A 22639-nucleotide genomic window follows, 5' to 3' on the forward strand; every position below is an offset into this window, starting at 1 on the left:
CACAAAACCTGTGGGAGCGGGCTTGCCCGCGATGGCGCCAGACCATTCAACACATCTCTCACGGCAAATGTCACAACCTGGTGACATAGCCCACCCCCTTCGTTACAAGCCCGCCGCCTTCCGTTGTTTATGCTGCCCCTCAGTCATAACAACAAAAAAGGTACGCCATGGACACCCTCCAACCCGCCTTCAGCAGTTGGCTGATCGCACCTGCCCACCAGCAATGGCTCGCCGCCGAAGGCCTGCGCCTGTTGAGTTTTGCCAAGGCTTCCAGGCTCCCTGAAGGCTTCGGCAACCTCGATGAAAGGGGCCGCCTCCCGGCCGATGCGCAAGCCCATACCATGAATACCGCTCGCATGACCCACAGCTTCGCCATGGCCCATATCCAGGGCTTGCCGGGCTTTGCCGAGCTGGTCGATCACGGTGTTGCGGCCCTGCGTGGTCCGTTGCGCGATGCGGTTCATGGCGGCTGGTTCGCCACTGCCGAACATCGCGACGGCAACACCGGCAAGAACGCCTACCTGCATGCTTTCGTCGCGCTGGCCGCCAGTTCGGCGGTGGTCGCACGGCGTCCCGGTGCGCAAGCCTTGCTCGATGATGCCATCGACATCATCGACACCTGGTTCTGGAGTGAAGAAGAAGGCGCGATGCGCGAATCTTTCAATCGCGACTGGAGTGAAGAGGAAGCCTATCGCGGCGCAAACAGCAACATGCACGCCACCGAAGCCTTCCTCGCCTTGGCCGATGTCACTGAAGACAACCGCTGGTTGTGCCGTGCCCAGCGCATCGTTGAGCGGGTGATCCATGGTCACGCCGCTGCCAACGATTACCTGGTGATCGAGCATTTCGACCGCGACTGGCAGCCACTGCGGGACTACAGCAGTGACAATCCGGCGGACGGTTTTCGCCCCTACGGCACCACCCCGGGCCACGGTTTCGAGTGGGCGCGGCTGTTGCTGCATCTCGAAGCTTCGCGGGTGAACGCGGGGATGCTCACGCCGGGCTGGCTGGTCACCGACGCGCAAAAACTCTTCGAGCACAACTGTCGTCACGGCTGGAACATCGATGGCGCGCCGGGGATTGTCTACACCCTGGACTGGGACAACAAAGCGGTGGTCCGCCATCGCCTGCACTGGACCCATTGCGAAGCCAGTGCCGCCGCCAGTGCACTGATCAAACGCACGGGTGAAGTGCAGTACGAGCGGTGGTACCGCCTGTTCTGGGAATTCTGTGACAGTCATTTCATCGACCGCTGTGATGGCAGCTGGTATCACGAACTCGATCCGCAAAACCGCCCGAGTGCCGACATCTGGCCCGGCAAGCCTGACCTTTACCATGCCTGGCAAGCCGTGCTGATTCCGCGCCTGGCGCTGGCGCCGAGCATGGCCACGGCGCTGGCGCAGTTGTCCCAGAGCGGTTCTATGTAACCATGCGGTGACATTCGCGCATCCCTTCGTTACCTGCGAGGGGATATCCCCTGTTTAGAATCTTATGCAGCGCAAGCAACAGACTTGCATGCATAACAACAAGAAAGGTGCTTCTAGATGAATGCGATTTCTCGCCTCGCTACTGTCATTTCTCTCGCTTCCCTGTCTGCGCTCCCCCTCAGTGTCCTGGCCGCCGAATCCAAAGGTTCCGTTGAAGTCGTTCACTGGTGGACCTCCGGTGGTGAAAAAGCAGCGGTCGATGTCCTGAAGGCTCAAGTCGAAAAAGACGGCTTCACCTGGAAGGACGGCGCAGTCGCCGGTGGCGGCGGTTCCACGGCCATGACTGTACTCAAGAGTCGCGCCGTAGCCGGCAACCCGCCAGGCGTTGCGCAGATCAAGGGTCCGGACATCCAGGAGTGGGGCAGCACCGGCCTGCTCAGCACCGACGCGTTGAAAGACGTTTCCAAGGCGGAAAACTGGGACGGCCTGCTGTCGAAGAAAGTTTCCGACACCGTGAAGTACGAAGGTGATTACGTTGCCGTGCCGGTGAACATCCACCGCGTCAACTGGCTGTGGATCAACCCGCAAGTGTTCAAGAAAGCCGGGATCGAAAAAGCCCCGACGACCCTCGAAGAATTCTATACCGCCGGTGACAAGCTCAAGGCCGCAGGCTTCATCGCGCTCGCCCACGGCGGTCAGCCTTGGCAGGACAGCACCGTGTTTGAAGACGTGGTGCTCTCGGTCATGGGCGTCGACGGCTACAAGAAAGCGCTGGTCGACCTGGACCAGAAAACCCTGTCCGGACCGGAAATGACCAAGTCGTTCGCCGAGCTGAAAAAGATCACCACCTACATGGACCCGAACCGCGCCGGTCGTGACTGGAACATCGCCGCCGCTGAAGTCATCAACGGCAAGGCCGGCATGCAGATGATGGGCGACTGGGCGAAAAGCGAGTGGACGGCAGCCGGGAAAGTCGCGGGCAAGGACTACCTGTGTGTAGCGTTCCCGGGCACTGAAAAGGCCTTCACCTACAACATCGACTCCCTGGCGGTGTTCAAGCTCAAGGCTGATCGCAAGGGCGACATCGCTGCCCAGCAAGACCTGGCCAAGGTCGCCTTGGGCACCGACTTCCAGAAAGTCTTCAGCATGAACAAGGGTTCGATCCCGGTGCGTAACGACATGCTGGGCGAAATGGACAAGCTCGGTTTCGACGAGTGCGCCCAGAAGTCGGCGAAGGACTTCATCGCGGACGACAAGACCGGCGGCCTGCAACCGAGCATGGCGCACAACATGGCCACCTCCCTGGCCGTGCAGGGCGCGATCTTCGACGTGGTCACCAACTTCATGAACGACAAGAACGCTGACCCGGCCAAGGCCAGCGCCCAACTGGCTTCGGCTGTCAAAGCTGCCCAGTAACTCGTAATCGCCGCAGGTAATCCTGCGGCAAACCCCAGAGAGAGCTCCGCCCCAATTGTAGGAGCGAGCTTGCTCGCGATGGACTACCAGACACCGCGCTCATCCAGACAGAACCCGGTGTTCTTGATTCCATCGCGAGCAAGCTCGCTCCTACAGGGGGGAACTCTGTCCGGATTTCACTTCTCCACCTGGATTATCCCGATGAGCTCTGTGGCGGTTTTCAGCAAAGCCTCACCGTTCGATGCGCTGCAACGCTGGCTACCCAAACTGGTACTCGCGCCGAGCATGCTGATCGTGTTGGTTGGCTTCTACGGTTACATCATCTGGACGTTCATTCTGTCCTTCACCAATTCCAGCTTCATGCCGAGCTACAAGTGGGTCGGCCTGCAGCAATACATGCGCCTGATGGACAACGACCGCTGGTGGGTCGCGAGCAAGAACCTCGCGGTGTTCGGCGGTATGTTCATCGGCATCAGCCTGGTGCTGGGCGTGTTCCTCGCCGTGCTGCTGGACCAGCGCATTCGCAAGGAAGGCTTCATCCGCACCGTCTACCTGTACCCGATGGCGCTGTCGATGATCGTCACCGGTACCGCCTGGAAATGGCTGCTCAACCCTGGCCTGGGCCTGGACAAGATGCTGCGTGACTGGGGTTGGGAAGGCTTCCGTCTCGATTGGCTGGTGGATCAGGATCGCGTCGTCTACTGCCTGGTGATCGCCGCTGTATGGCAAGCCTCCGGGTTTGTCATGGCGATGTTCCTGGCCGGTCTGCGCGGTGTCGATCAGTCGATCATCCGCGCCGCGCAAGTCGACGGGGCGAGTCTGCCGACCATCTACCTGAAGATCGTCCTGCCGAGCCTGCGTCCGGTGTTCTTCAGTGCCTTCATGATCCTGGCGCACATCGCGATCAAGAGCTTCGACCTGGTTGCAGCGATGACCGCGGGCGGCCCGGGTTATTCATCCGACCTGCCGGCGATGTTCATGTATTCCTTCACCTTCAGCCGTGGCCAGATGGGCATCGGTTCGGCCAGCGCCATGCTGATGCTTGGCGCCGTACTGACCATCCTTGTGCCGTACCTGTACTCCGAGCTGCGAGGCAAACGCCATGACTAATCAACTCGGAAAATCAGGCATCAGTTTCAGCCGTATCGCGATCTACGCCACCCTGCTTTTGGCAGCGGCGGTGTACCTGATCCCGCTGGTGGTGATGCTGCTGACCAGCTTCAAATCCCCGGAAGACATCCGCACCGGCAACCTGCTGAGCTGGCCGACCGTGATCGACGGCATCGGCTGGATCAAGGCCTGGGACGTGGTCGGCGGCTACTTCTGGAACTCGGTGAAAATCACCGTGCCGGCGGTGCTGATCTCGACCTTCATCGGCGCGATGAACGGCTACGTGCTGTCGATGTGGCGCTTCCGTGGCTCGCAGTTGTTCTTCGGCCTGTTGCTGTTCGGCTGCTTCCTGCCGTTCCAGACCGTGCTGCTGCCGGCCTCGTTCACCCTCGGCAAATTCGGCCTGGCCAACACCACCACCGGCCTGGTGCTGGTGCACGTGGTCTACGGCCTGGCGTTCACCACGCTGTTCTTCCGCAACTATTACGTGAGCATTCCGGATGCGCTGGTCAAGGCCGCAAGGCTCGATGGCGCGGGCTTCTTCACGATCTTCCTGAAAATCCTGCTGCCGATGTCGATCCCGATCGTGATGGTCTGCCTGATCTGGCAGTTCACCCAGATCTGGAACGACTTCCTGTTCGGCGTGGTCTTCGCCAGCGGCGATGCCCAGCCAATTACCGTGGCCCTGAACAACCTGGTCAACACCAGCACCGGGGCCAAGGAATACAACGTTGATATGGCTGCCGCGATGATCGCCGGGCTGCCGACACTGCTGGTCTACATATTCGCTGGCAAGTATTTCCTGCGTGGGCTGACGTCCGGCGCGGTCAAGGGGTAGAAAGATGGCAACTCTCGAATTACGCAACGTCAACAAGACCTACGGCCCCGGCTTGCCGGACACCCTGAAAAACATCGAACTTAAAATCGATGACGGTGAGTTCCTGATCCTGGTCGGCCCGTCGGGCTGCGGTAAATCCACGCTGATGAACTGCATCGCCGGCCTGGAAACCATCAGCGGTGGTGCGATCCTGGTGGATGACGCCGACATCAGCGGCATGAGCCCCAAGGATCGCGACATCGCCATGGTGTTCCAGTCCTACGCGCTGTACCCGACCATGAGCGTGCGCGACAACATCGCCTTCGGCCTGAAGATCCGCAAAATGCCGACCGCGGAAATCGACGAAGAAGTCGCTCGGGTTTCCAAGCTGCTGCAGATCGAACACCTGCTCAGCCGCAAGCCCGGCCAGCTCTCCGGTGGTCAGCAGCAGCGCGTGGCGATGGGCCGTGCCCTGGCGCGGCGGCCGAAGATTTATCTGTTCGACGAACCGTTGTCCAACCTCGACGCCAAGCTGCGGGTCGAGATGCGCACCGAAATGAAACTGATGCACCAGCGCCTGAAAACCACCACGGTCTACGTGACCCACGACCAGATCGAAGCCATGACCCTGGGCGACAAGGTGGCGGTGATGAAGGACGGGATCATCCAGCAGTTCGGTACGCCGAAGGACATCTACAACAACCCGGCCAACCTCTTTGTGGCGAGCTTCATCGGTTCGCCGCCGATGAACTTCATCCCGCTGCGCCTGCAGCGCAAGGACGGTCGCCTGCTGGCGCTGCTCGACAGCGGCCAGGCCCGTTGCGAGCTGCCGCTGGGCATGCAGGACGCAGGTCTGGAAGATCGCGAAGTGATCCTCGGCATGCGCCCTGAACAGATCATCCTGGCCAACGGTGAAGCGAACGGTTTGCCGACCATTCGTGCCGAAGTCCAGGTCACCGAACCGACCGGGCCGGACACCCTGGTCTTCGTCAACCTCAATGACACCAAGGTCTGCTGCCGCCTGGCGCCGGATGTGGCGCCTGCGGTGGGGGAGACCCTGACCCTGCAATTCGATCCGGCGAAAGTGCTGCTGTTCGATGCCAAGACAGGGGAGCGCCTGGGGGTGGCCGGCGTGCCGAAAACCGAAGCGCACAGCGCCAACGTCGCCCAATTCAAAGGCCGCTGAAGAACAAACCTGTAGGAGCGAGCCTGCTCGCGATGGACGTCAACGATGACACTGGAAACCTGACACCCCACGGTGTTCTCAGGTTTCTCGCGAGCAAGCTCGCTCCTACAGGAGGGGATTCGCAATGCGCGGCCTGTCGCGCATTGCACCGGATGTAACCGCGTTAAAGAAGAAAAGTTAATAACAATAAAACGAGGATGTAGGGATGAAGATGAAGAACAAGGCCCGGTTGATCTGCCAGGTTTCAGCAGCGGCAGCACTGGTTCTGGCCGGCAATGCGATGGCCGATGAAGCGTTCAGCTCCGACTCCAAGTGGATGACGGGCGATTGGGGGGGCGAGCGTACCAAGCTGATCGAGCAAGGCATCGACCTCAAGATGGACTACGTCGGTGAAGTCGGCGGCAACCTGCATGGCGGCTTCAACGATGACAAGACCGCGCGCTACGCCGACCAGTTCGGCCTGGGCGCGGCGCTGGACCTGGAAAAACTGTTCGGCTGGGACAACACCCAGGCCAAGATCCAGCTCACCAACCGTAACGGCGAGAACATCTCCAACGACCGTATCGGCGACCCGCGTGCCGGCACCTTGAGTTCCTCCCAGGAAGTCTACGGTCGTGGCCACATGGTGCGTCTGACCCAGTTGTGGATTCAGCACCAGTTCTTCGACAACAAACTGGACGTCAAGGCCGGTTACTTCGGTGAAGGTGAAGACTTCAACACCTTCCCGTGCGAATTCCAGAACCTGGCGTTCTGCGGATCCCAGGTCGGTAACTGGGCCACCAACATCTGGTACAACTGGCCGGTCAGCCAGGCGGCGATCCGTGTGAAGTACCACATCAATGACGAGCTCTATGCTCAGATTGGTGCGTACAACCAGAACCCGACGCAACTGGAACACGGTAACGGCTTCAAGCTCAGCGGCAGTGGCACTGAGGGCACCGTGTTGCCGGTCGAGCTGGTCTGGTCGCCGAAGGTCAACAACCTGCCAGGCGAATACCGTGTCGGTTACTACAAAAGCACAGCCAATGCCGACGACGTTCTCAAGGACGACAACGGCCAGGATGCCGCGACCACTGGCAATCCTTATCGCGTCCACGATAGCAAGCACGGCTACTGGTTCGTCGCGCAGCAGCAACTCACCAGCCACAACGGTGATGCTTCCCGTGGTCTGAACATTGCGGCCAACGCCACCTTCCACGACAAGGACACCAACTTCATCGACAACTACCAGTCGCTGATGTTCGTGTACAAGGGCCCGTTCGACGCACGTCCCAAGGATGACGTGGGCATCGGTTTCGCCCGTATCCATGTCAACGATGACGTGAAGAAAAACGCCGAACTGACCAACGCGGCCAACGGTGTTTCGGAATACGACAATCCGCTGTTCTCGCCCATTCGTGAAACCGAATACAACTACGAGATCAACTACGGCTTCCACGTGACCAACTGGCTGACCGTACGTCCCAACCTGCAATACGTCACTCACCCGGGTGGTGTGGATGAAGTCGACAACGCGCTGGTGGCCGGCCTGAAAATTCAGTCGGTGTTCTAACGCGTCTGCGATAAGCTTCTCTCCATGTGCGCATATTTGCGGACAGCCATGGCTGTCCGCTTTTTTTTGCGGGCCGCGCACCCCGGTGACAGATGATTTTCAGGACCGTGGCACATGCTTGAGCATCCGCTACAACGCTTCTTCAAATCCTTGCGCGAACGTCCGGTGTTCGCGTGGGAGCGCTATCAGATGCGCGACGTGCTGGTGATCGATCATCCGCTGTGTCAGGCGGTGTTCAGTCGCCAGGGCGCGCAGTTGCTGCACTTCCAGCCCAAGGGGCAAAAGCCCTGGCTGTGGTGCGCGGCAAAGTGGCCGCAGGTCGGCGCCATTCGCGGTGGTGTGCCGGTGTGTTGGCCCTGGTATGGCCGGCATCCGAGCGAAAACGCCTGGCCGTCCCATGGCTGGGCGCGGCTGCTCGACTGGAAGCTGCTCGAAAGCAACAGTGACGACGAAGGCGTGCGGTTGCACTGGCAGCTGAAGTTGTGCGACTGGCAGGTGGACCTGCACGCGCACCTGGGTGAGCGCATGGACTTGCGCCTGAGCACCGAGCATCAGGACGACATGCCGTGCCAGATGAGCCAGGCTTTGCATGCTTACTGGCGTATTGGCGATGTCAGTGAGATAGCGCTGTCTGGGCTCGAAGGAGCGCAGGGTTATGACCAGTTGAGCCGACAGGTGTGTCAGCAGGAAGGCGAGTTGCGCGTGGACGGCGGTTGTCAGCGGGTGTTCCAGCATGACGGCGAATTGCAGCTCAACGACCACGCCTGGCAGCGGGCGTTGTGCATCGACACTGGCGAAACGGCCGACACGGTGGTGTGGCATCCCGGTTCGCGGCCGTTGCTCGGCGTGACCTGGAACGAGATATCCGAATTCGTTTGCGTAGAGGCAGCAAGCGGCGGCACCGACAGTCTGTGCCTGAAGCCTGGGGAGCGGGCGTATCTGAGTTTGCAGGCGCGGGTGGGGGGTTAGATTTGTGCTGTTGCTGCTGGCCTCATCGCTGGCAAGCCAGCTCCCACAGGTTTCATTGGCGTTCGCGAATTTTAGGTTCGGCGCGGACACTGTGGGAGCGGGCTTGCCCGCGAAGAGGCCAGAGCCGGCAATAGAGATCTAGTTGAACTCATCACCCACCGGATACCGACTGGCATTCAGGCTCTCTTTGATCTTGCGCAAATGCGGCTGGAAATCCACGCCCCGACGCAAGGTCATGCCAGTGGCGAGCACATCGAGCACGGTCAGCTGGATGATCCGCGACGTCATCGGCATGTAGATGTCGGTGTCTTCCGGCAGCGGAATGTTCAAGCTCAGGGTGCTGGCCTTGGCCAGCGGCGAGTTCTCGGCGGTCAGGCCCAGTACCGAGGCGCCGTTTTCCCGGGCGATCCGCGCTACTTCCACCAGTTCGCGGGTGCGACCGGTGTAGGAAATGATCACGAACAGTTCGCCGGTATGGGCCACCGAGGCAATCATGCGCTGCATCAACACATCCGCGTGGGCCGTGACGGCGAGGTTGAAGCGGAAGAACTTGTGCTGCGCATCCAGTGCCACCGGGGCCGAGGCGCCGAGGCCGAAGAAGTGGATCTGTCGGGCCTGGATCAGCAGGTCGACGGCGCGGCTGATCAGGTTCGGGTCCAGTGCCTGGCAGGCGCTGTCCAGCGAGGCGATGGCGCTGCCGAAGATCTTCTGGGTATAGGCCTCCGGATTGTCATCGGCCTCCACCGCGCGGCTGACGTACGCGGCGCCACTGGCCAGGCTTTGGGCCAGTTGCAGCTTGAGCTCGGGGTAGCCGCTGACGCCGAACGAACGGCAGAAACGGTTGACCGTCGGCTCGCTGACCGAGGCGGCCTGGGCGAGGGCGGCGATGCTGAAGCGGGTGGCCTGCTGCGGGTTGAGCAGGATCACCTCGGCGACTTTGCGTTCGGCCTTGTTCAGCTCTTCAAGGCGATTCTGGATCTGCTCCAGTAAATTTCGCACGCGGTCCATATAAGTATCCTTGATTCACCGGCGCGGATAAGCGCGCGGCTAATGCAAAAAGGGCCTTTGGTGAGGCCCATGACGGTGGCCTATCCTACTGATGGCTCCGACCGACCACCACTCGGAATCTGTATTTTGCGAAAATGTTGTGGTTATTACTACATTTTCCCTTGAGTGATGCCTTGAAAAAAGGTATTTGTAGCTTAACTTGATAAAAGAACAAACATCATGCTCTCGATTACGGTTGAACCGTGCACCTTTGCCTTGTTCGGCGCCCTTGGCGATCTGGCCTTGCGCAAGCTGTTTCCTGCCCTTTATCAACTCGACGGCGCCGGCCTGTTGCACGAGGACACGCGGATCATCGCGCTGGCCCGTGAGCCGGGCAGCGAGCAGGAACACCTGACGTTCATTGCCTCCGAGCTGCGCCGCTATGTCGGTGCCAAAGAGCTGGACGAAGCCGTGGTCGAGCGTTTTCTGGCGCGCCTGAGTTACCTGCACGTCGACTTCCTCAAGTCCGAAGATTATGTGGCCCTGGCTGAAGTGGCCGGCACCACGCAACGGGTCATTGCCTACTTCGCCACGCCGGCCGCCGTCTACGGCGCGATTTGCGAGAACCTGGCCAAGGTCGGCCTGGTGCAAAACACCCGTGTGGTGCTGGAAAAGCCCATCGGTTCGGACCTGGAATCCTCGCGCAAGGTCAATGACGCCGTGGCGCAGTTCTTCCCGGAGAACCGGACCTACCGCATCGACCACTACCTGGGCAAAGAGACCGTCCAGAACCTGATCGCCCTGCGTTTCGCCAACAGCCTGTTCGAAACCCAGTGGAACCAGAACTACATCTCCCACGTGGAAATCACCGTGGCCGAGAAGGTCGGTATCGAAGGCCGCTGGGGTTACTTCGACAAGGCCGGCCAGCTGCGCGACATGATCCAGAACCATCTGCTGCAACTGCTCTGCCTGATCGCCATGGACCCGCCGGCCGACCTGTCCGCCGACAGCATCCGTGACGAGAAGGTCAAGGTGCTCAAGGCCCTGGCGCCGATCAGCCCGGAAGGCCTGACCACCCAGGTGGTGCGCGGCCAGTACATCGCCGGCTACAGCGAAGGCAAAGCGGTGCCGGGGTACCTGGAAGAACCCAATTCCAACACCCAGAGCGATACCGAAACCTTTGTCGCCCTGCGTGCCGACATCCGCAACTGGCGCTGGGCCGGCGTGCCGTTTTACCTGCGTACCGGCAAGCGCATGCCGCAGAAGCTGTCGCAGATCGTCATCCATTTCAAGGAACCGTCGCACTACATCTTCGCTCCCGAGCAGCGCCTGCAAATTAGCAACAAGCTGATTATCCGCCTGCAACCGGACGAAGGCATTTCCTTGCGTGTGATGACCAAGGACCAAGGCCTGGACAAAGGCATGCAGCTGCGCAGCGGTCCGTTGCAGCTGAATTTTTCCGACACCTGGAGCAGCGCACGGATTCCCGATGCCTACGAGCGGTTGTTGCTGGAAGTAATGCGCGGCAATCAGAACCTGTTTGTCCGTAAAGATGAAATCGAAGCCGCGTGGAAGTGGTGTGACCAGTTGATCGCCGGGTGGAAAAAATCCGGTGATGCGCCCAAGCCGTACGCGGCCGGGTCCTGGGGGCCGATGAGCTCCATTGCTCTGATCACGCGGGACGGGAGGTCGTGGTATGGCGATATCTGATTTGAAACTGCCGCAGGGCGTCAGCGCCCATGGGTTCAAGAGCCCGGTGCTGCTGGCTGAAAGCCTGGCACTGAGTGTGGCGAAAAAGCTGAGCGACGCGATCGACGCCCAGGGCACTGCGACCCTGGTGGTCTCCGGTGGCCGCAGTCCGGTGGCGTTTTTCCAGCACCTGGCCAGGCAGTCGCTGGACTGGTCGAACGTGGTGGTCAGCCTGGCCGACGAGCGCTGGGTGCCGGTGGAGCACGCCGACAGCAACGCGGGCCTGATCAAGCGTTATCTGTTGCAAGGTCCGGCGGCCAAGGCGCAGTTCCTGAGCCTGTACAGCGCCAGCGCCAACCTTGAACAGGCGGCGGAGCAGGCCGACCGCTTGCTGTCCGAACTGCCGGTGATCGACGTGCTGATCCTCGGCATGGGCGATGACGGCCACACCGCGTCGCTGTTCCCCAACAGCCCGAACCTTGCCGAGGCATTGCAGGCCGATGGCGTCCGTCGTTGCTGGCCGATGCTGGCGCCGACCGTGCCGCATCAGCGCCTGACCATGAGCCGCGCGCTGCTGGCCTCGGCCAAACACAAGGTTCTATCGATTTCCGGTCAGTCCAAGCTGACCACCCTGAGTACCGCACTGGCCGGCGACGATGTCGCCGCAATGCCGGTGCGCGCATTTCTGCAACCCACGTTAGAGATTTTCTGGTGCCCATGAGCCAAGGAACAGCCGCTATGACAAACCCATCCCCGACCGTTTCCATGGCGGACAAAGTTGCCCTGATCGACAGCCTCTGCGCGAAAGCACGGATCCTGCCGGTGATCACCATCGCCCGCGAGCAGGACGTCCTGCCGCTGGCCGACGCGCTCGCGGCCGGTGGCCTGACGGCCCTGGAAGTGACCCTGCGTTCGCAATTCGGCCTCAAGGCCATCCAGATTCTGCGCGAGCAGCGTCCGGAGCTGGTGACCGGTGCCGGCACCGTACTGGATCGCCAGATGCTGGCGGCGGCGGAAGCGGCAGGCTCGCAGTTCATCGTCACGCCGGGCATCACCCGCGACTTGCTGGAAGCCAGCGTCGCCAGCCCGATTCCACTGTTGCCAGGCATCAGCAATGCCTCGGGCATCATGGAAGGCTACGGTCTGGGTTACCGCCGCTTCAAGCTGTTCCCGGCCGAAGTCAGCGGTGGCGTTGCGGCCATCAAGGCATTGGGCGGCCCGTTCGGCGAAGTGAAATTCTGCCCGACTGGCGGCGTGGGACCTGCCAACATCAAGAGCTACATGGCGCTGAAAAACGTCATGTGCGTGGGCGGTAGCTGGATGCTTGATCCGGAATGGATCAAGAACGGCGACTGGTCCCGCATTCAGGAATGCACCGCCGAGGCCCTGGCGCTGCTGGACTGATCGCTTCACCCTACACTTCGTTGTGTGTTCTACGGCTTTACGGTGCGCTTGGTCGGTGCACCGTTTTTTTTGCCTGAAAAAAATGGCCTGGATCGGCTCATACCCCCTGTGGGAGCGAGCAAGCCCGCTCCCACAGGTTCGGCGCTAACCCTTGTAGGAGCGAGCCTGCTCGCGAAAAACCCGAGGGCGACACTGGGCATCAGGTTTCACCCGTTATCGTTCACGACCATCGCGAGCAAGCTCGCTCCCACAATGGTGAGTGTTCAGCGCAGTTCTTTCAGCGCGATGATCAACTGCTGCATATGGTCGGCAGTGCTGGTCAATCCCGGCGTCACGCGGATGCACGGCCCGCAAGCCGCGCCACTGCGCACCACGGTGAACAGGTTGTAGTCGTTGAGCAGCCTTTCGACCATCACCTGTTGATCGGCCTGTTGGGTAAAGCGCATCGAGGTGATGCCGCAATACAGCCGTGGATCATCCGGGGTCAACACCTCGATGCCCGGAAGTTCGCGAACTTCGCGCACCCACAGGTTGCGCAGATAATTGAGCCGCGCGCCCTTGGCCGCGGCTCCTCCCATCGCCCAATGTTCTTCGAGCACCAGCGGCAGGGTCAGCAGCGCCGGGATGTTGGGGGTGCTGTACGAGGTTCGGGCACGGATGTCAGTGGGCGGGAAATGCATTTCGCCCATGTCCGGGTCGATGTCGGCCAGGCGTTCGGGGGCGATGTAGATATAGCCAAGCGTCAGCGGTGCACCGATCCACTTGTGCAGGTTGTAGCCGGCGAAGGCGATTCCCAGTTCGCTCAGGTCAAATTCGAGTTGGCCGAGGGCATGGGCACCGTCGAGGATGACGTCAATCCCCTGTTCCTTCGCCGCGGCCGCAATCGCCTGCACCGGCATCACCAGGCCCGTGCGATGGGTGACGTGGGTCAGGGCCATCAACTTCAGCCGTGGGTGCCGTGCGAAGGTTTCGCGGTAGGTGTTCAGCAGACTGTCGAAGGTTGCCGGGTGTGCGTGTTCGATTTCGATCACTTCAACGCCGCGATTACGCGCCAGCCAGCGCATGGCGCCTTTGACCGTGTCGTATTCAAGATCGCAAACCAGTACCTGATCGCCGGGCTGCAGCCGGTTGTAGTTGCGGATCAGCGACTGCAAACCTTCCGACGCGTTGCGGGTCAGGGCGATGCTGTCGGCGGGGGCGCCAATCAACCTGGCCAGTTGCGCGCGGATCTTCAGGCTGTCGCCCTGTTCGAAGCGCTGGCGCACGTACACCGAATTGCTGCGATTGATCAGCTCGATGTTGCGTTGGTATTCCTCGACGACCGTGCGCGACATGCGACCGAAGTAACCGTTCTCCAGGTTGATCGGGCCGGGTTCGACATCGTAGCGGTCGGCAAAGGTTTGCCAGAAGGCTTCATCACGGGCGCGGCGGGTGTTGTCAGGCATGAGGGTGCTCGGTAGGTGATTCAGTGACGCGGGGCCGGTTTGCCGTGTTTGGCGCGCAGCGGTTCGAGCAAGTCCGACAAACCGTTGTGATCGATTTCCTGCATCAGGGCCAGCAAGCCGCCCAATTCGCCGTGCGGGAAACCCTCCCGGGCGAACCAGTTCAGGTAAGGGCCGGGCAGGTCGGCAATGATTCGACCCTTGTATTTGCCGAAGGGCATTTCACGGGTGATCAGCAGTTCGAGCTTTTCAGGATTCATCGATCGGTCGTCTTGATTCAGTCAGTCTGGAAAATACAGGCATTCTGCATGCAGGCCAAATGACAGATCATGCAAATAAAGCGGATACAGATTTTTTGTTAATGGATAACTGTTTGAAAAATAACGATTAGTTAAGCAATTCCGAGCTGGCATGCAGGGTGCAGTACTCATTGCATCTTTCATCAACCGAAGGAATTGAAAAATGACTGACATGAATAAAGAAGCGATTTCTGTACTCAATGACCTGATTGAAACCAGCAAGGACGGTCAGGCCGGGTTCAAGACTTGCGCTGAAGACATCAAGCACCCTGAACTCAAAACCCTGTTTATCAAGCGTTCGACCGATTGTGCTACGGCTGCTGCGGAGTTGCAGTCCGCGGTGCGTTCGATGGGTGGCGATCCGGAAACCTCCACCAGTGTCAGCGGTGACCTGCACCGTCGCTGGGTCGACGTGAAGTCGATGTTCACCGGCAAGGACGAGGAGGCCGTGCTCAACGAAGCCGAGCGCGGTGAAGACCATGCATTGAAGGCTTATCGGGATGCCATGGAGAAGATCAACAAGCACAACCTGGTGGGCATTCGTGACCTGGTTGAGCGCCAGTACCATGGTGCGCAACGCAATCACGATCAGGTCAAGGCCCTGCGTAACCAGGCGCGTGCGCGTTCGTAAGCCTGGCCGAAACCACTGTGGGAGCGAGCTTGCTCGCGATGAGGGCCTGACATTCAACATTGATGTTGACTGATCTGGCGCTATCGCGAGCAAGCTCGCTCCCACATTGTTTTTTAACTGGTCAATCAGCCGATGCTGATCGCCGGCAGTTCCGTCAGCGTCACGCTCTGTTGCTTGCGTGGCGCGAGGATTTCCGCTTCGCCATCCACCACCAGTTCATCACGCTGATTGAACACACGAGTGGCAATGCGTACGCGAAACTTCGGCAGCTTTTCCAGAATTTCCAGGCGCACGGTCAGGGTGTCGCCGATCTTCACCGGTTTCTGAAAGCTCATTGTCTGACCGATATAGATGGTCCCCGGCCCAGGCAATTCGCAGGCGACCGCCGCGCTGATCAACGCACCGCTGAACATGCCGTGGGCGATGCGCTCCTTGAACATGGTGCTGGCGGCGTATTCGGCATCCAGGTGCACCGGGTTGTGATCGCCGGACATCGCGGCGAACAACTGGATGTCACGCTCTTCGACCGTCTTGCTGAAGCTGGCGGTCTGGCCCACTTCGAGGGCTTCGTAAGGGGTGTTGGTAACCTGGGTCATCTGTCTCAATTCCTGTGACGAATTAAAAAATCCACAAAAAACTATTCGGATCGGTGCGGCCGAGGGGTGCTCAAGGCCTGGGCGATCCAGTTCAGCACATCGGCGACGATTTCATCGCGGTTGCTCTCGTTGAACAGTTCGTGCCGGGCCTGCGGGTAAACGGTCAGTTGCAGGTGCTGGCTGCCGGCCGCCCGCAACGCGTCGGCCAGATCCTTCAGACGTTTGCCTTCGCTCACCGGATCACATTCACCGCCAATCACCAGCAGCGGCAGGCCCGGGTCGATCTGGGCGAGATTGGACGCTTTGCTGATTTGCTGCAAGCCACCGAGCAAATCGATCCACAGTTGATTGGTGCAGCGGAAACCGCAGAGCGGGTCGTTGACGTACAGGTCGACCTGCGCCGGATCACGGCTGAGCCAGTCGAACGGCGTGCGTGCCGGTTTGAATTTTTTGTTGAACGAACCGAACGACAGCCATTCGATCAATGCGCTGCGTCCTTTGCCGCCCTGGCGCAGGCGTTCGAAACGGGCGATTTGCCGTGCCGCGCGATAAAGCGTCACGGGCTGGAAGTTCGAGCCGCTGAGGATTGCCCCGTGCAGGCTGGCACTGTGGTGCAGCAGATAGGCCTGGGCTATGTAACTGCCCATGCTGTGACCGAGCAGCACAATCGGTGTGCCAGGGTGCTGCTGGCCGATGTGCTGGTTGAGGCACGCCAGGTCGCTGACGACCTTGCACCAGCCATCGTCATCGGCGAAATGCCCCAGGGTCCCGTTTTCGGCAGTTTTGCCATGTCCACGCAGGTCCGGCGCACACACGCCGTAGCCCTGATCACAGAGTTTTTCCGCTAGGGCTCCATAACGGCCGCTGTGTTCGGCCATGCCATGGGCCAGCAGAATCATTGCCTTGAGGCTGCCGTCGGGTAGCCACTGGTTGACGAAGAGGCGGCTGTGGTCGCTCGTGGTCAGCCAGAAAGTGTCATGGATCATGGCGGTTCCTTTGCACTGAGTCGTTGCATTGTATAGCGCATCCCGTTGCATGCGTCTGATCAGCCCACAGCAAGGCTGGAAGATTCACACGATCAATGACGGCTTTGCGCATATTTGCCTGAATCGCCATAGCTGCTAGTGTCCGTGAAGCTCCGCTTTTCGCTTTCTGCCTTTGAGGGATCAGGGAGAAATGACAGAAAAGCGGCCCCGGATAGATTCAGGTAAAGAGGACAAGAACAATGCAACCTGATTTCTGGAATGACAAACGCCCGGCCGGCGTCCCCCTGGATATCGATCTGGGTGCCTACAAGTCGGTGATCGAGGTGTTCGAGCGTTCCTGCAAGAAGTTTGCTGACCGCCCTGCGTTCAGCAACATGGGCGTGACCCTGACCTACGCCGAACTGGAACGCCAGAGCGCTGCTTTCGCCGGCTACCTGCAAGCCCACACCGACCTGGTGCCGGGTGACCGCATCGCCGTGCAGATGCCCAACGTCCTGCATTACCCCATTGCCGTGTTCGGCGCCTTGCGCGCCGGGTTGATCGTGGTCAACACCAACCCGTTGTACACCGCGCGGGAAATGCGTCACCAGTTCAAGGATTCCGGTGCCCGGGCGCTGGTGTACCTGAACATGTTCGGCCAGAAAGTCCAGGAAGTGCTCCCCGACACCGATATCCAGTACCTGATCGAAGCGAAGATGGGCGACCTGATGCCCACCGCCAAGGGTTGGCTGGTCAACACTGTGGTGAGCAAGGTCAAGAAGATGGTCCCGGACTATTCCTTGCCCCAGGCCGTCTCTTTCAAGAGCGCATTGCGCATGGGCCGTGGCCTGGGCATCAAGCCGCTGAAGGTTGGCCTCGACGACATCGCCGTGCTGCAATACACCGGTGGCACCACCGGCCTGGCCAAGGGTGCGATGCTGACCCACGGCAACCTGGTGGCGAACATGCAGCAGGCACGGGCCTGCCTCAGCCAGTCGGCCAGCGACGGTCAGCCGCTGCTGCGTGAAGGCCAAGAGGTGATGATCGCGCCGCTGCCGCTGTACCACATCTATGCCTTCACAGCGAACTGCATGTGCATGATGGTGACGGGCAACCACAACGTGCTGATCACCAATCCACGGGACATTGCCGGCTTCATCAAGGAACTGAAGAACTGGCGGTTCTCGGCGCTGTTGGGGCTCAACACACTGTTCGTCGCGCTGATGGATCACCCGGATTTCAAGACCCTGGATTTCTCCAGCCTCAAGCTGACCAACTCGGGCGGCACCGCACTGGTCAAGGCCACCGCCGAGCGTTGGGAACAACTGACCGGTTGCCGCATCACCGAAGGTTATGGCCTGACCGAAACCTCGCCAGTGGCTTGTACCAACCCGTATGGCGAGCAGTCCCGGATCGGCACGGTCGGCCTGCCGGTGCCGGGCACCACGCTGAAAGTCATCAGCGATGACGGCGTCGAACAACCTTTGGGTGAGCGCGGCGAGTTGTGCATCAAGGGTCCGCAGATCATGAAGGGCTACTGGCAGAAACCTGAAGCCACGGCCGAAGTGCTGGATGCCGACGGCTGGTTCAAGTCCGGTGACATTGCGGTGATCGACCCGGACGGTTTCGTGCGCATCGTTGACCGCAAGAAGGACATGATCATTGTCTCGGGTTTCAACGTGTACCCGAACGAAATCGAAGACGTGGTGATGGCTCACCCGAACGTCGCCAACTGTGCGGTCATCGGTGTGCCTGACGAACGGTCGGGGGAGGCGGTGAAGCTGTTCGTGGTGGCCCGTGAAGCGGGCGTCAGCCTTGAAGAGCTGAAGGCTTACTGCAAGGAGAATTTCACGGCCTACAAAGTACCGAAGCACATCGTGCTGCGTGAGTCGCTGCCGATGACGCCAGTGGGCAAGATCCTGCGGCGGGAGTTGCGTGATATCGCCTGATCGGTGAATGGCCGCGCTTCGCGCGGATCGCGGGCAAGCCACGCTCCCACAGATTCACTGTTGTGCACACACTTTGTGTACGACGCGAACCTTGTGGGAGCGGGCTTGCCCGCGATGCTTTTCGGCGTACGCTAGAGCCCCGAATTCCGTGGCTTTCAGGGCTTTATAGGTTTTTTGCTCTAAAATGACTGCTTGTAAGTCTTGAGTCACAAATGTGACCGTAGAGGCCGCTTTTGGCTCTAGTCGACCCTTTGCAAAGCTGCTACTCTCGGCGCGCTTTGTGACTTCTCGGCCTTCTATCAGCCAGATTCACCAATGACCAAACACCAATAATAATCGCATCAAATGCGGTGCTGAATTCGCGTTGCTGAGGAGTGGGCTTCCATGATCGAAGACTTTTGGAAGGATAAGTACCCAGCTGGGATTGCTGCTGAGATCAATCCAGACGAGTATCCGAATATTCAGGCAGTGTTGAAGCAATCCTGCCAACGCTTCGCCAACAAGCCGGCATTCAGCAACCTGGGCAAGACACTCACCTACGGTGAACTGTACGAATTGTCCGGTGCGTTTGCCGCTTACCTGCAACAGCATACCGATTTGCAGCCAGGCGATCGAATCGCCGTGCAACTGCCCAACGTGTTGCAGTACCCGGTTGCCGTCTTCGGCGCCATCCGCGCCGGGTTGATCGTGGTCAACACCAACCCGCTGTACACCGCGCGGGAGATGGAACACCAATTCAACGACTCCGGTGCCAAGGCCCTGGTCTGCCTGGCCAACATGGCGCACCTGGCGGAAACCGTGGTGCCGAAAACCGGCGTCAAGCACGTGATCGTCACCGAAGTCGCCGACCTGCTGCCGCCGCTCAAGCGCCTGCTGGTCAACAGCGTCATCAAGTACGTGAAGAAGATGGTGCCGGCCTATCACTTGCCAAAAGCCATCAAGTTCAACGACGTGCTGAGCAAAGGCCAGGGCCAGCCAGTGGCGGAAGCCAGTCCGGCCAGCAGCGATGTCGCGGTGCTGCAATACACCGGCGGCACCACCGGCGTGGCCAAGGGCGCAATGCTGACCCACCGCAACCTGGTGGCGAACATGCTGCAGTGCAAGGCGCTGATGGGTTCGAACCTCAATGAAGGTTGCGAGATCCTGATCACGCCGCTGCCGCTGTACCACATCTATGCGTTCACTTTTCACTGCATGGCGATGATGCTGATCGGCAACCACAACATCCTGATCAGTAACCCGCGTGACCTGCCAGCGATGGTCAAGGAGCTGTCGAAGTGGAAGTTCAGCGGCTTCGTCGGTTTGAACACACTGTTCGTGGCCTTGTGCAATAACGAAGGCTTCCGCAAGCTGGATTTCTCCGCGCTGAAAGTCACCTTGTCGGGCGGCATGGCCCTGCAACTGGCCGCGGCCGAACGCTGGAAGGCGGTCACCGGTTGCGCCATCTGCGAAGGCTACGGCATGACCGAAACCAGCCCGGTGGCCACGGTCAACCCGATCCAGAACATCCAGATCGGCACCATCGGCATTCCGGTGCCGTCGACCCTGTGCAAAATCATCAACGATGCCGGTGTCGAACAACCGATGGGCGAAATCGGCGAACTGTGCGTGAAGGGGCCGCAGGTCATGAAGGGTTACTGGCAGCGCCAGGAAGCCACCGATGAAATCCTCGACAGCGAAGGCTGGTTGAAGACCGGTGACATCGCGCTGATCCAGCCTGACGGCTACATGCGCATTGTCGATCGCAAGAAAGACATGATCCTGGTGTCCGGTTTCAACGTGTACCCGAACGAGCTCGAAGACGTGCTGGCGACCCTGCCGGGCGTGCTGCAATGCGCGGCCATCGGTGTGCCGGACGAGAAGTCGGGCGAAGCGATCAAGATTTTCATCGTCGCCAAGCCAGGCGTGACCCTGACCAAGGAGCAGGTGATGGAGCACATGCGCGCCAACGTCACCGGCTACAAGGTCCCGCGCTCCGTGGAGTTCCGCGATGCACTGCCGACCACCAACGTCGGCAAGATCCTGCGTCGTGAATTGCGCGATGAAGAGCTGAAGAAGATCAACGCGAAGAAAGCCACCGCGTAATCAACAAAAAGCCCCGCGGATGCGGGGCTTTTTGTTGAGGCCAATCTTGGGGGCAGGGGGCTTTTGTGGCGAGGGGGCTTGCCCCCGTTCGGCGGCGCAGCCGTCGCAAATCAGATCAACTCGGTGTGTCTGACAAATCTCAGTTGCAGGTTTTGGGGCCGCTTCGCAGCCCAACGGGGGCAAGCCCCCTCGCCACAAAGTTCTGTGAATTATTGGCGAAACGGCGCGAAGTTGACGTTGGTGCCCGCCGGGCGCATGTCTTGCAGGAAGGAGTCCTTGTCGGCGCTCAGTTCCAGGCTCAATGCCGCCTTGCGCTTGCCTTCATTGCGCACCACCAGCCCTTCGAGTTTCTCGCGCAGGAACACGGTCGGCACTTTCAGGTGCAGCAGCTCGTCGGTGGCCGGCGTGTGCATCAGCAGGTGGATCCACTCGTACTGACCGATTGCCAGGCGCGTCACCGGGAGGTCGAACCACCAGATGTTGCGATTACGGTTCAATTCGGCGAAGTGGCAGTTGTTGACGCCAAGCACAGCACCGCCAAGTTCCTGGTTTCTGCGGGCAATGGCCTGCTTTTTATCGAGTTTCATAACATTCCTACGGGATTGGATCTTCAGCGCCATGGCCTGAACGTGTTGCGCATTCTCGGGGGTTGGCCCGCAAACATAAAGCGCAACCTGCACTGAACGATGAAATGTCGTGATGAAAATAAATGAAACTCCCTGCAAAAGCCCCCGGTCAACCTTGTGTAACGACTTTTCCTCCGATTGAAACGTTCACAGGAGAATCACCATGAGCAGCACAACCGATAAAGTCAAAGGCATGGCCAATGAAGCCGCCGGCAACGTCAAGCAAGGGGTGGGCAAGGCCACCGGTAACGACAAAATGCGCGCCGAAGGCGTGATGCAGGAAAAGAAAGGCGAAGCCCAGCAGGCGGTTGGTAAAGCCAAGGATGCACTGAAAAAAGGCATCGACAAGGCGTGATCCGGCCTTTAATAAAGTTAAGAAGCGGCCATCCTCAGATGGCCGTTTTTGTGTCAGCCTGAACTTGAGGGAGGAAAATGTTTCAAAGTCGCGAAACAGGCTGATTTGATGTAGAAAACGGCCCCTGAGTCGCCACGACTTCAACCCAATTCCGTATGCGGCGAATGGAGACGCGAATGATTTTTCCGGACATGAGAGGCATGCCCCTGCACCGTGTGATGATGCGCACGGTCACCGAGTTCATCGCCGACGAGATGTCGACCTATGCCTCGGCGCTGGCCTATCAAATGCTGTTTTCGCTGTTTCCGTTCATCCTGTTCCTGATTGCCCTGATCGGCTTCCTGCACCTGCCGGACTTCTTCTCCTGGCTGCGCCTGCAATCGGAGCTGGTGCTGCCGCCCCAGGCGCTGGAACAGGTCAACCCGGTGATCGACCAGCTTCAGCAGGCCAAGGGTGGTTTGCTCTCGGTGGGTATCGTGATTGCGCTGTATACCGCCTCCGCCGGTGTGCGGCTGATGATGAGCGCGATGAACGCAGCCTACGACGTGGTTGAAGGGCGCCCGCTGTGGAAACGCTTCCCGTTGTCGATCATCTACACCGTCGGCATTGCCGGCATGCTGCTGATCGCCGCCGCGCTGATGGTGCTCGGGCCGCAGGTGATGGGTTGGATCGCTGCGCAAGTCGGCCTTGAGTACTTTATCGTCACGCTCTGGACCCTCTTGCGCTGGCCGGTGATCGTGATTCTGCTGATGGTCGCGGTGGCGCTGATCTACTACGTCATGCCCGACGTCAAACAGGAATTCCGCTTCATCACGCCGGGCTCGGTGCTGGCGGTGGTGGTATGGATCATTGCCTCCCTGGGCTTTGGTTTGTACGTCAAGGAGTTCGCCAACTACAACGCCATGTATGGCAGTATCGGTGCGATCATCGTGCTGTTGCTGTACTTCTACATTTCCGCCGCGGTGCTGCTGCTGGGCGCGGAGATGAACGCAGTGATCGAACACATGTCGCGAGAGGGCAAGGACCCTGGGGAAAAAGTGGCTGGCGAGCATGGTCCCGTCCATGAGGAAAAACACCACGTCTCGGGCCTGGGCCGCGATCACTCAATCAAACCGACCATTGATGAAACCTGAT

General features: G+C 59.8%; 21 protein-coding genes. 15 read left to right on the top strand and 6 right to left on the bottom strand.

Translation table 11 applies throughout. The features are described 5' to 3' along the window. Positions 1–167 precede the first annotated feature (167 nt). The 7 genes from Q8X48_RS01730 to Q8X48_RS01760 all read left to right on the top strand — a co-directional run bounded on the left by Q8X48_RS01730 (position 168) and on the right by Q8X48_RS01760 (position 8477). Positions 168–1427, top strand: a complete 1260-nt coding sequence (locus Q8X48_RS01730; RefSeq protein ID WP_407799254.1) for a D-mannose isomerase — start codon at positions 168–170, stop codon at positions 1425–1427. Between the two features lie 117 nt (positions 1428–1544). Then, positions 1545–2843, top strand: coding sequence for an ABC transporter substrate-binding protein (locus tag Q8X48_RS01735; protein WP_407799255.1), 1299 nt, complete (start codon positions 1545–1547; stop codon positions 2841–2843). A gap of 201 nt (positions 2844–3044) precedes the next feature. Beyond that, entirely contained in the window at positions 3045–3953 is a 909-nt protein-coding gene (locus Q8X48_RS01740; RefSeq protein WP_007974433.1) for a carbohydrate ABC transporter permease, read from the top strand. After that, positions 3946–4791 (top strand): carbohydrate ABC transporter permease, encoded by an 846-nt coding sequence (locus Q8X48_RS01745; RefSeq protein ID WP_007974434.1) that lies wholly within the window; start codon positions 3946–3948, stop codon positions 4789–4791. Before Q8X48_RS01740 ends, Q8X48_RS01745 begins: the two co-directional genes overlap by 8 nt. A 4-nt stretch (positions 4792–4795) precedes the next feature. Next, on the top strand, positions 4796–5956 hold the full coding sequence (locus tag Q8X48_RS01750; protein WP_095967934.1) for an ABC transporter ATP-binding protein: 1161 nt from the start codon (positions 4796–4798) through the stop codon (positions 5954–5956). 205 nt (positions 5957–6161) lie between these two features. Continuing rightward, positions 6162–7508 carry a carbohydrate porin gene (locus Q8X48_RS01755; protein ID WP_407799256.1) on the top strand — a complete coding sequence of 449 codons (1347 nt, stop codon included), beginning with the start codon at positions 6162–6164 and terminating at the stop codon, positions 7506–7508. A 114-nt stretch (positions 7509–7622) separates the two neighbouring features. Next, the gene (locus tag Q8X48_RS01760; RefSeq protein ID WP_407799257.1) at positions 7623–8477 is read left to right on the top strand and encodes a D-hexose-6-phosphate mutarotase; all 855 of its coding nucleotides are present in this window, start codon (positions 7623–7625) and stop codon (positions 8475–8477) included. 138 nt (positions 8478–8615) lie between these two features. Here the strand turns inward: Q8X48_RS01760 and Q8X48_RS01765 are convergent, their stop codons facing one another. After that, the gene (locus Q8X48_RS01765; RefSeq protein ID WP_170948639.1) at positions 8616–9476 is read right to left on the bottom strand and encodes a MurR/RpiR family transcriptional regulator; all 861 of its coding nucleotides are present in this window, start codon (positions 9474–9476) and stop codon (positions 8616–8618) included. Positions 9477–9704: 228 nt separating this feature from the next. On the opposite strand from Q8X48_RS01765, the gene zwf reads away from it, so the two are divergent. The 3 genes from zwf to Q8X48_RS01780 are packed head-to-tail and all read left to right on the top strand — an operon-like array spanning position 9705 to position 12557. Further along, the gene (gene zwf / locus Q8X48_RS01770) at positions 9705–11174 is read left to right on the top strand and encodes a glucose-6-phosphate dehydrogenase (protein WP_015096567.1); all 1470 of its coding nucleotides are present in this window, start codon (positions 9705–9707) and stop codon (positions 11172–11174) included. Continuing rightward, the gene (gene pgl / locus Q8X48_RS01775; RefSeq protein ID WP_095967931.1) at positions 11161–11874 is read left to right on the top strand and encodes a 6-phosphogluconolactonase; all 714 of its coding nucleotides are present in this window, start codon (positions 11161–11163) and stop codon (positions 11872–11874) included. The genes zwf and pgl overlap by 14 nt, the downstream gene beginning before the upstream one ends. 17 nt (positions 11875–11891) lie before the next feature. Further along, on the top strand, positions 11892–12557 hold the full coding sequence (locus Q8X48_RS01780) for a bifunctional 4-hydroxy-2-oxoglutarate aldolase/2-dehydro-3-deoxy-phosphogluconate aldolase (protein WP_126047221.1): 666 nt from the start codon (positions 11892–11894) through the stop codon (positions 12555–12557). Between the two features lie 263 nt (positions 12558–12820). Here the strand turns inward: Q8X48_RS01780 and Q8X48_RS01785 are convergent, their stop codons facing one another. Both Q8X48_RS01785 and Q8X48_RS01790 read right to left on the bottom strand, forming a co-directional pair. Continuing rightward, the gene (locus Q8X48_RS01785) at positions 12821–14002 is read right to left on the bottom strand and encodes an aminotransferase class V-fold PLP-dependent enzyme (RefSeq protein ID WP_407799258.1); all 1182 of its coding nucleotides are present in this window, start codon (positions 14000–14002) and stop codon (positions 12821–12823) included. 20 nt (positions 14003–14022) lie between these two features. Continuing rightward, positions 14023–14259 (bottom strand): DUF3820 family protein, encoded by a 237-nt coding sequence (locus Q8X48_RS01790; protein ID WP_003227425.1) that lies wholly within the window; start codon positions 14257–14259, stop codon positions 14023–14025. 202 nt (positions 14260–14461) lie between these two features. On the opposite strand from Q8X48_RS01790, the gene Q8X48_RS01795 reads away from it, so the two are divergent. Further along, on the top strand, positions 14462–14929 hold the full coding sequence (locus tag Q8X48_RS01795; RefSeq protein WP_218478048.1) for a ferritin-like domain-containing protein: 468 nt from the start codon (positions 14462–14464) through the stop codon (positions 14927–14929). Between the two features lie 125 nt (positions 14930–15054). On the opposite strand, the gene Q8X48_RS01800 is transcribed toward Q8X48_RS01795, so the two are convergent. Further along, positions 15055–15525 (bottom strand): MaoC family dehydratase, encoded by a 471-nt coding sequence (locus tag Q8X48_RS01800; protein WP_095967928.1) that lies wholly within the window; start codon positions 15523–15525, stop codon positions 15055–15057. A gap of 41 nt (positions 15526–15566) precedes the next feature. Then, a complete protein-coding gene (locus tag Q8X48_RS01805) occupies positions 15567–16511 on the bottom strand; it encodes an alpha/beta hydrolase (protein WP_407799259.1) in 945 nt (314 codons plus the stop codon). Positions 16512–16750: 239 nt separating this feature from the next. Here Q8X48_RS01805 and fadD2 point away from each other — a divergent pair, with 239 nt between their 5' ends. Then, positions 16751–18439: a long-chain-fatty-acid--CoA ligase FadD2 gene (fadD2, locus tag Q8X48_RS01810; protein ID WP_126047215.1), complete on the top strand. Its 1689-nt coding sequence runs from the start codon at positions 16751–16753 to the stop codon at positions 18437–18439. 384 nt (positions 18440–18823) lie between these two features. After that, positions 18824–20524, top strand: a complete 1701-nt coding sequence (fadD1, locus tag Q8X48_RS01815; RefSeq protein ID WP_407799260.1) for a long-chain-fatty-acid--CoA ligase FadD1 — start codon at positions 18824–18826, stop codon at positions 20522–20524. Between the two features lie 209 nt (positions 20525–20733). On the opposite strand, the gene Q8X48_RS01820 is transcribed toward fadD1, so the two are convergent. Beyond that, positions 20734–21111, bottom strand: coding sequence for a hypothetical protein (locus Q8X48_RS01820; protein ID WP_008054262.1), 378 nt, complete (start codon positions 21109–21111; stop codon positions 20734–20736). 202 nt (positions 21112–21313) lie between these two features. On the opposite strand from Q8X48_RS01820, the gene Q8X48_RS01825 reads away from it, so the two are divergent. Next, positions 21314–21505 (top strand): CsbD family protein, encoded by a 192-nt coding sequence (locus Q8X48_RS01825; RefSeq protein WP_015096558.1) that lies wholly within the window; start codon positions 21314–21316, stop codon positions 21503–21505. Between the two features lie 176 nt (positions 21506–21681). After that, positions 21682–22638 carry a YihY/virulence factor BrkB family protein gene (locus tag Q8X48_RS01830; protein ID WP_217836189.1) on the top strand — a complete coding sequence of 319 codons (957 nt, stop codon included), beginning with the start codon at positions 21682–21684 and terminating at the stop codon, positions 22636–22638. Position 22639 lies beyond the last annotated feature (1 nt).

Origin of the sequence: Pseudomonas sp. QLc11A (assembly GCF_052112305.1) — a bacterium.
GTDB lineage: Bacteria > Pseudomonadota > Gammaproteobacteria > Pseudomonadales > Pseudomonadaceae > Aquipseudomonas > Aquipseudomonas laurylsulfatiphila.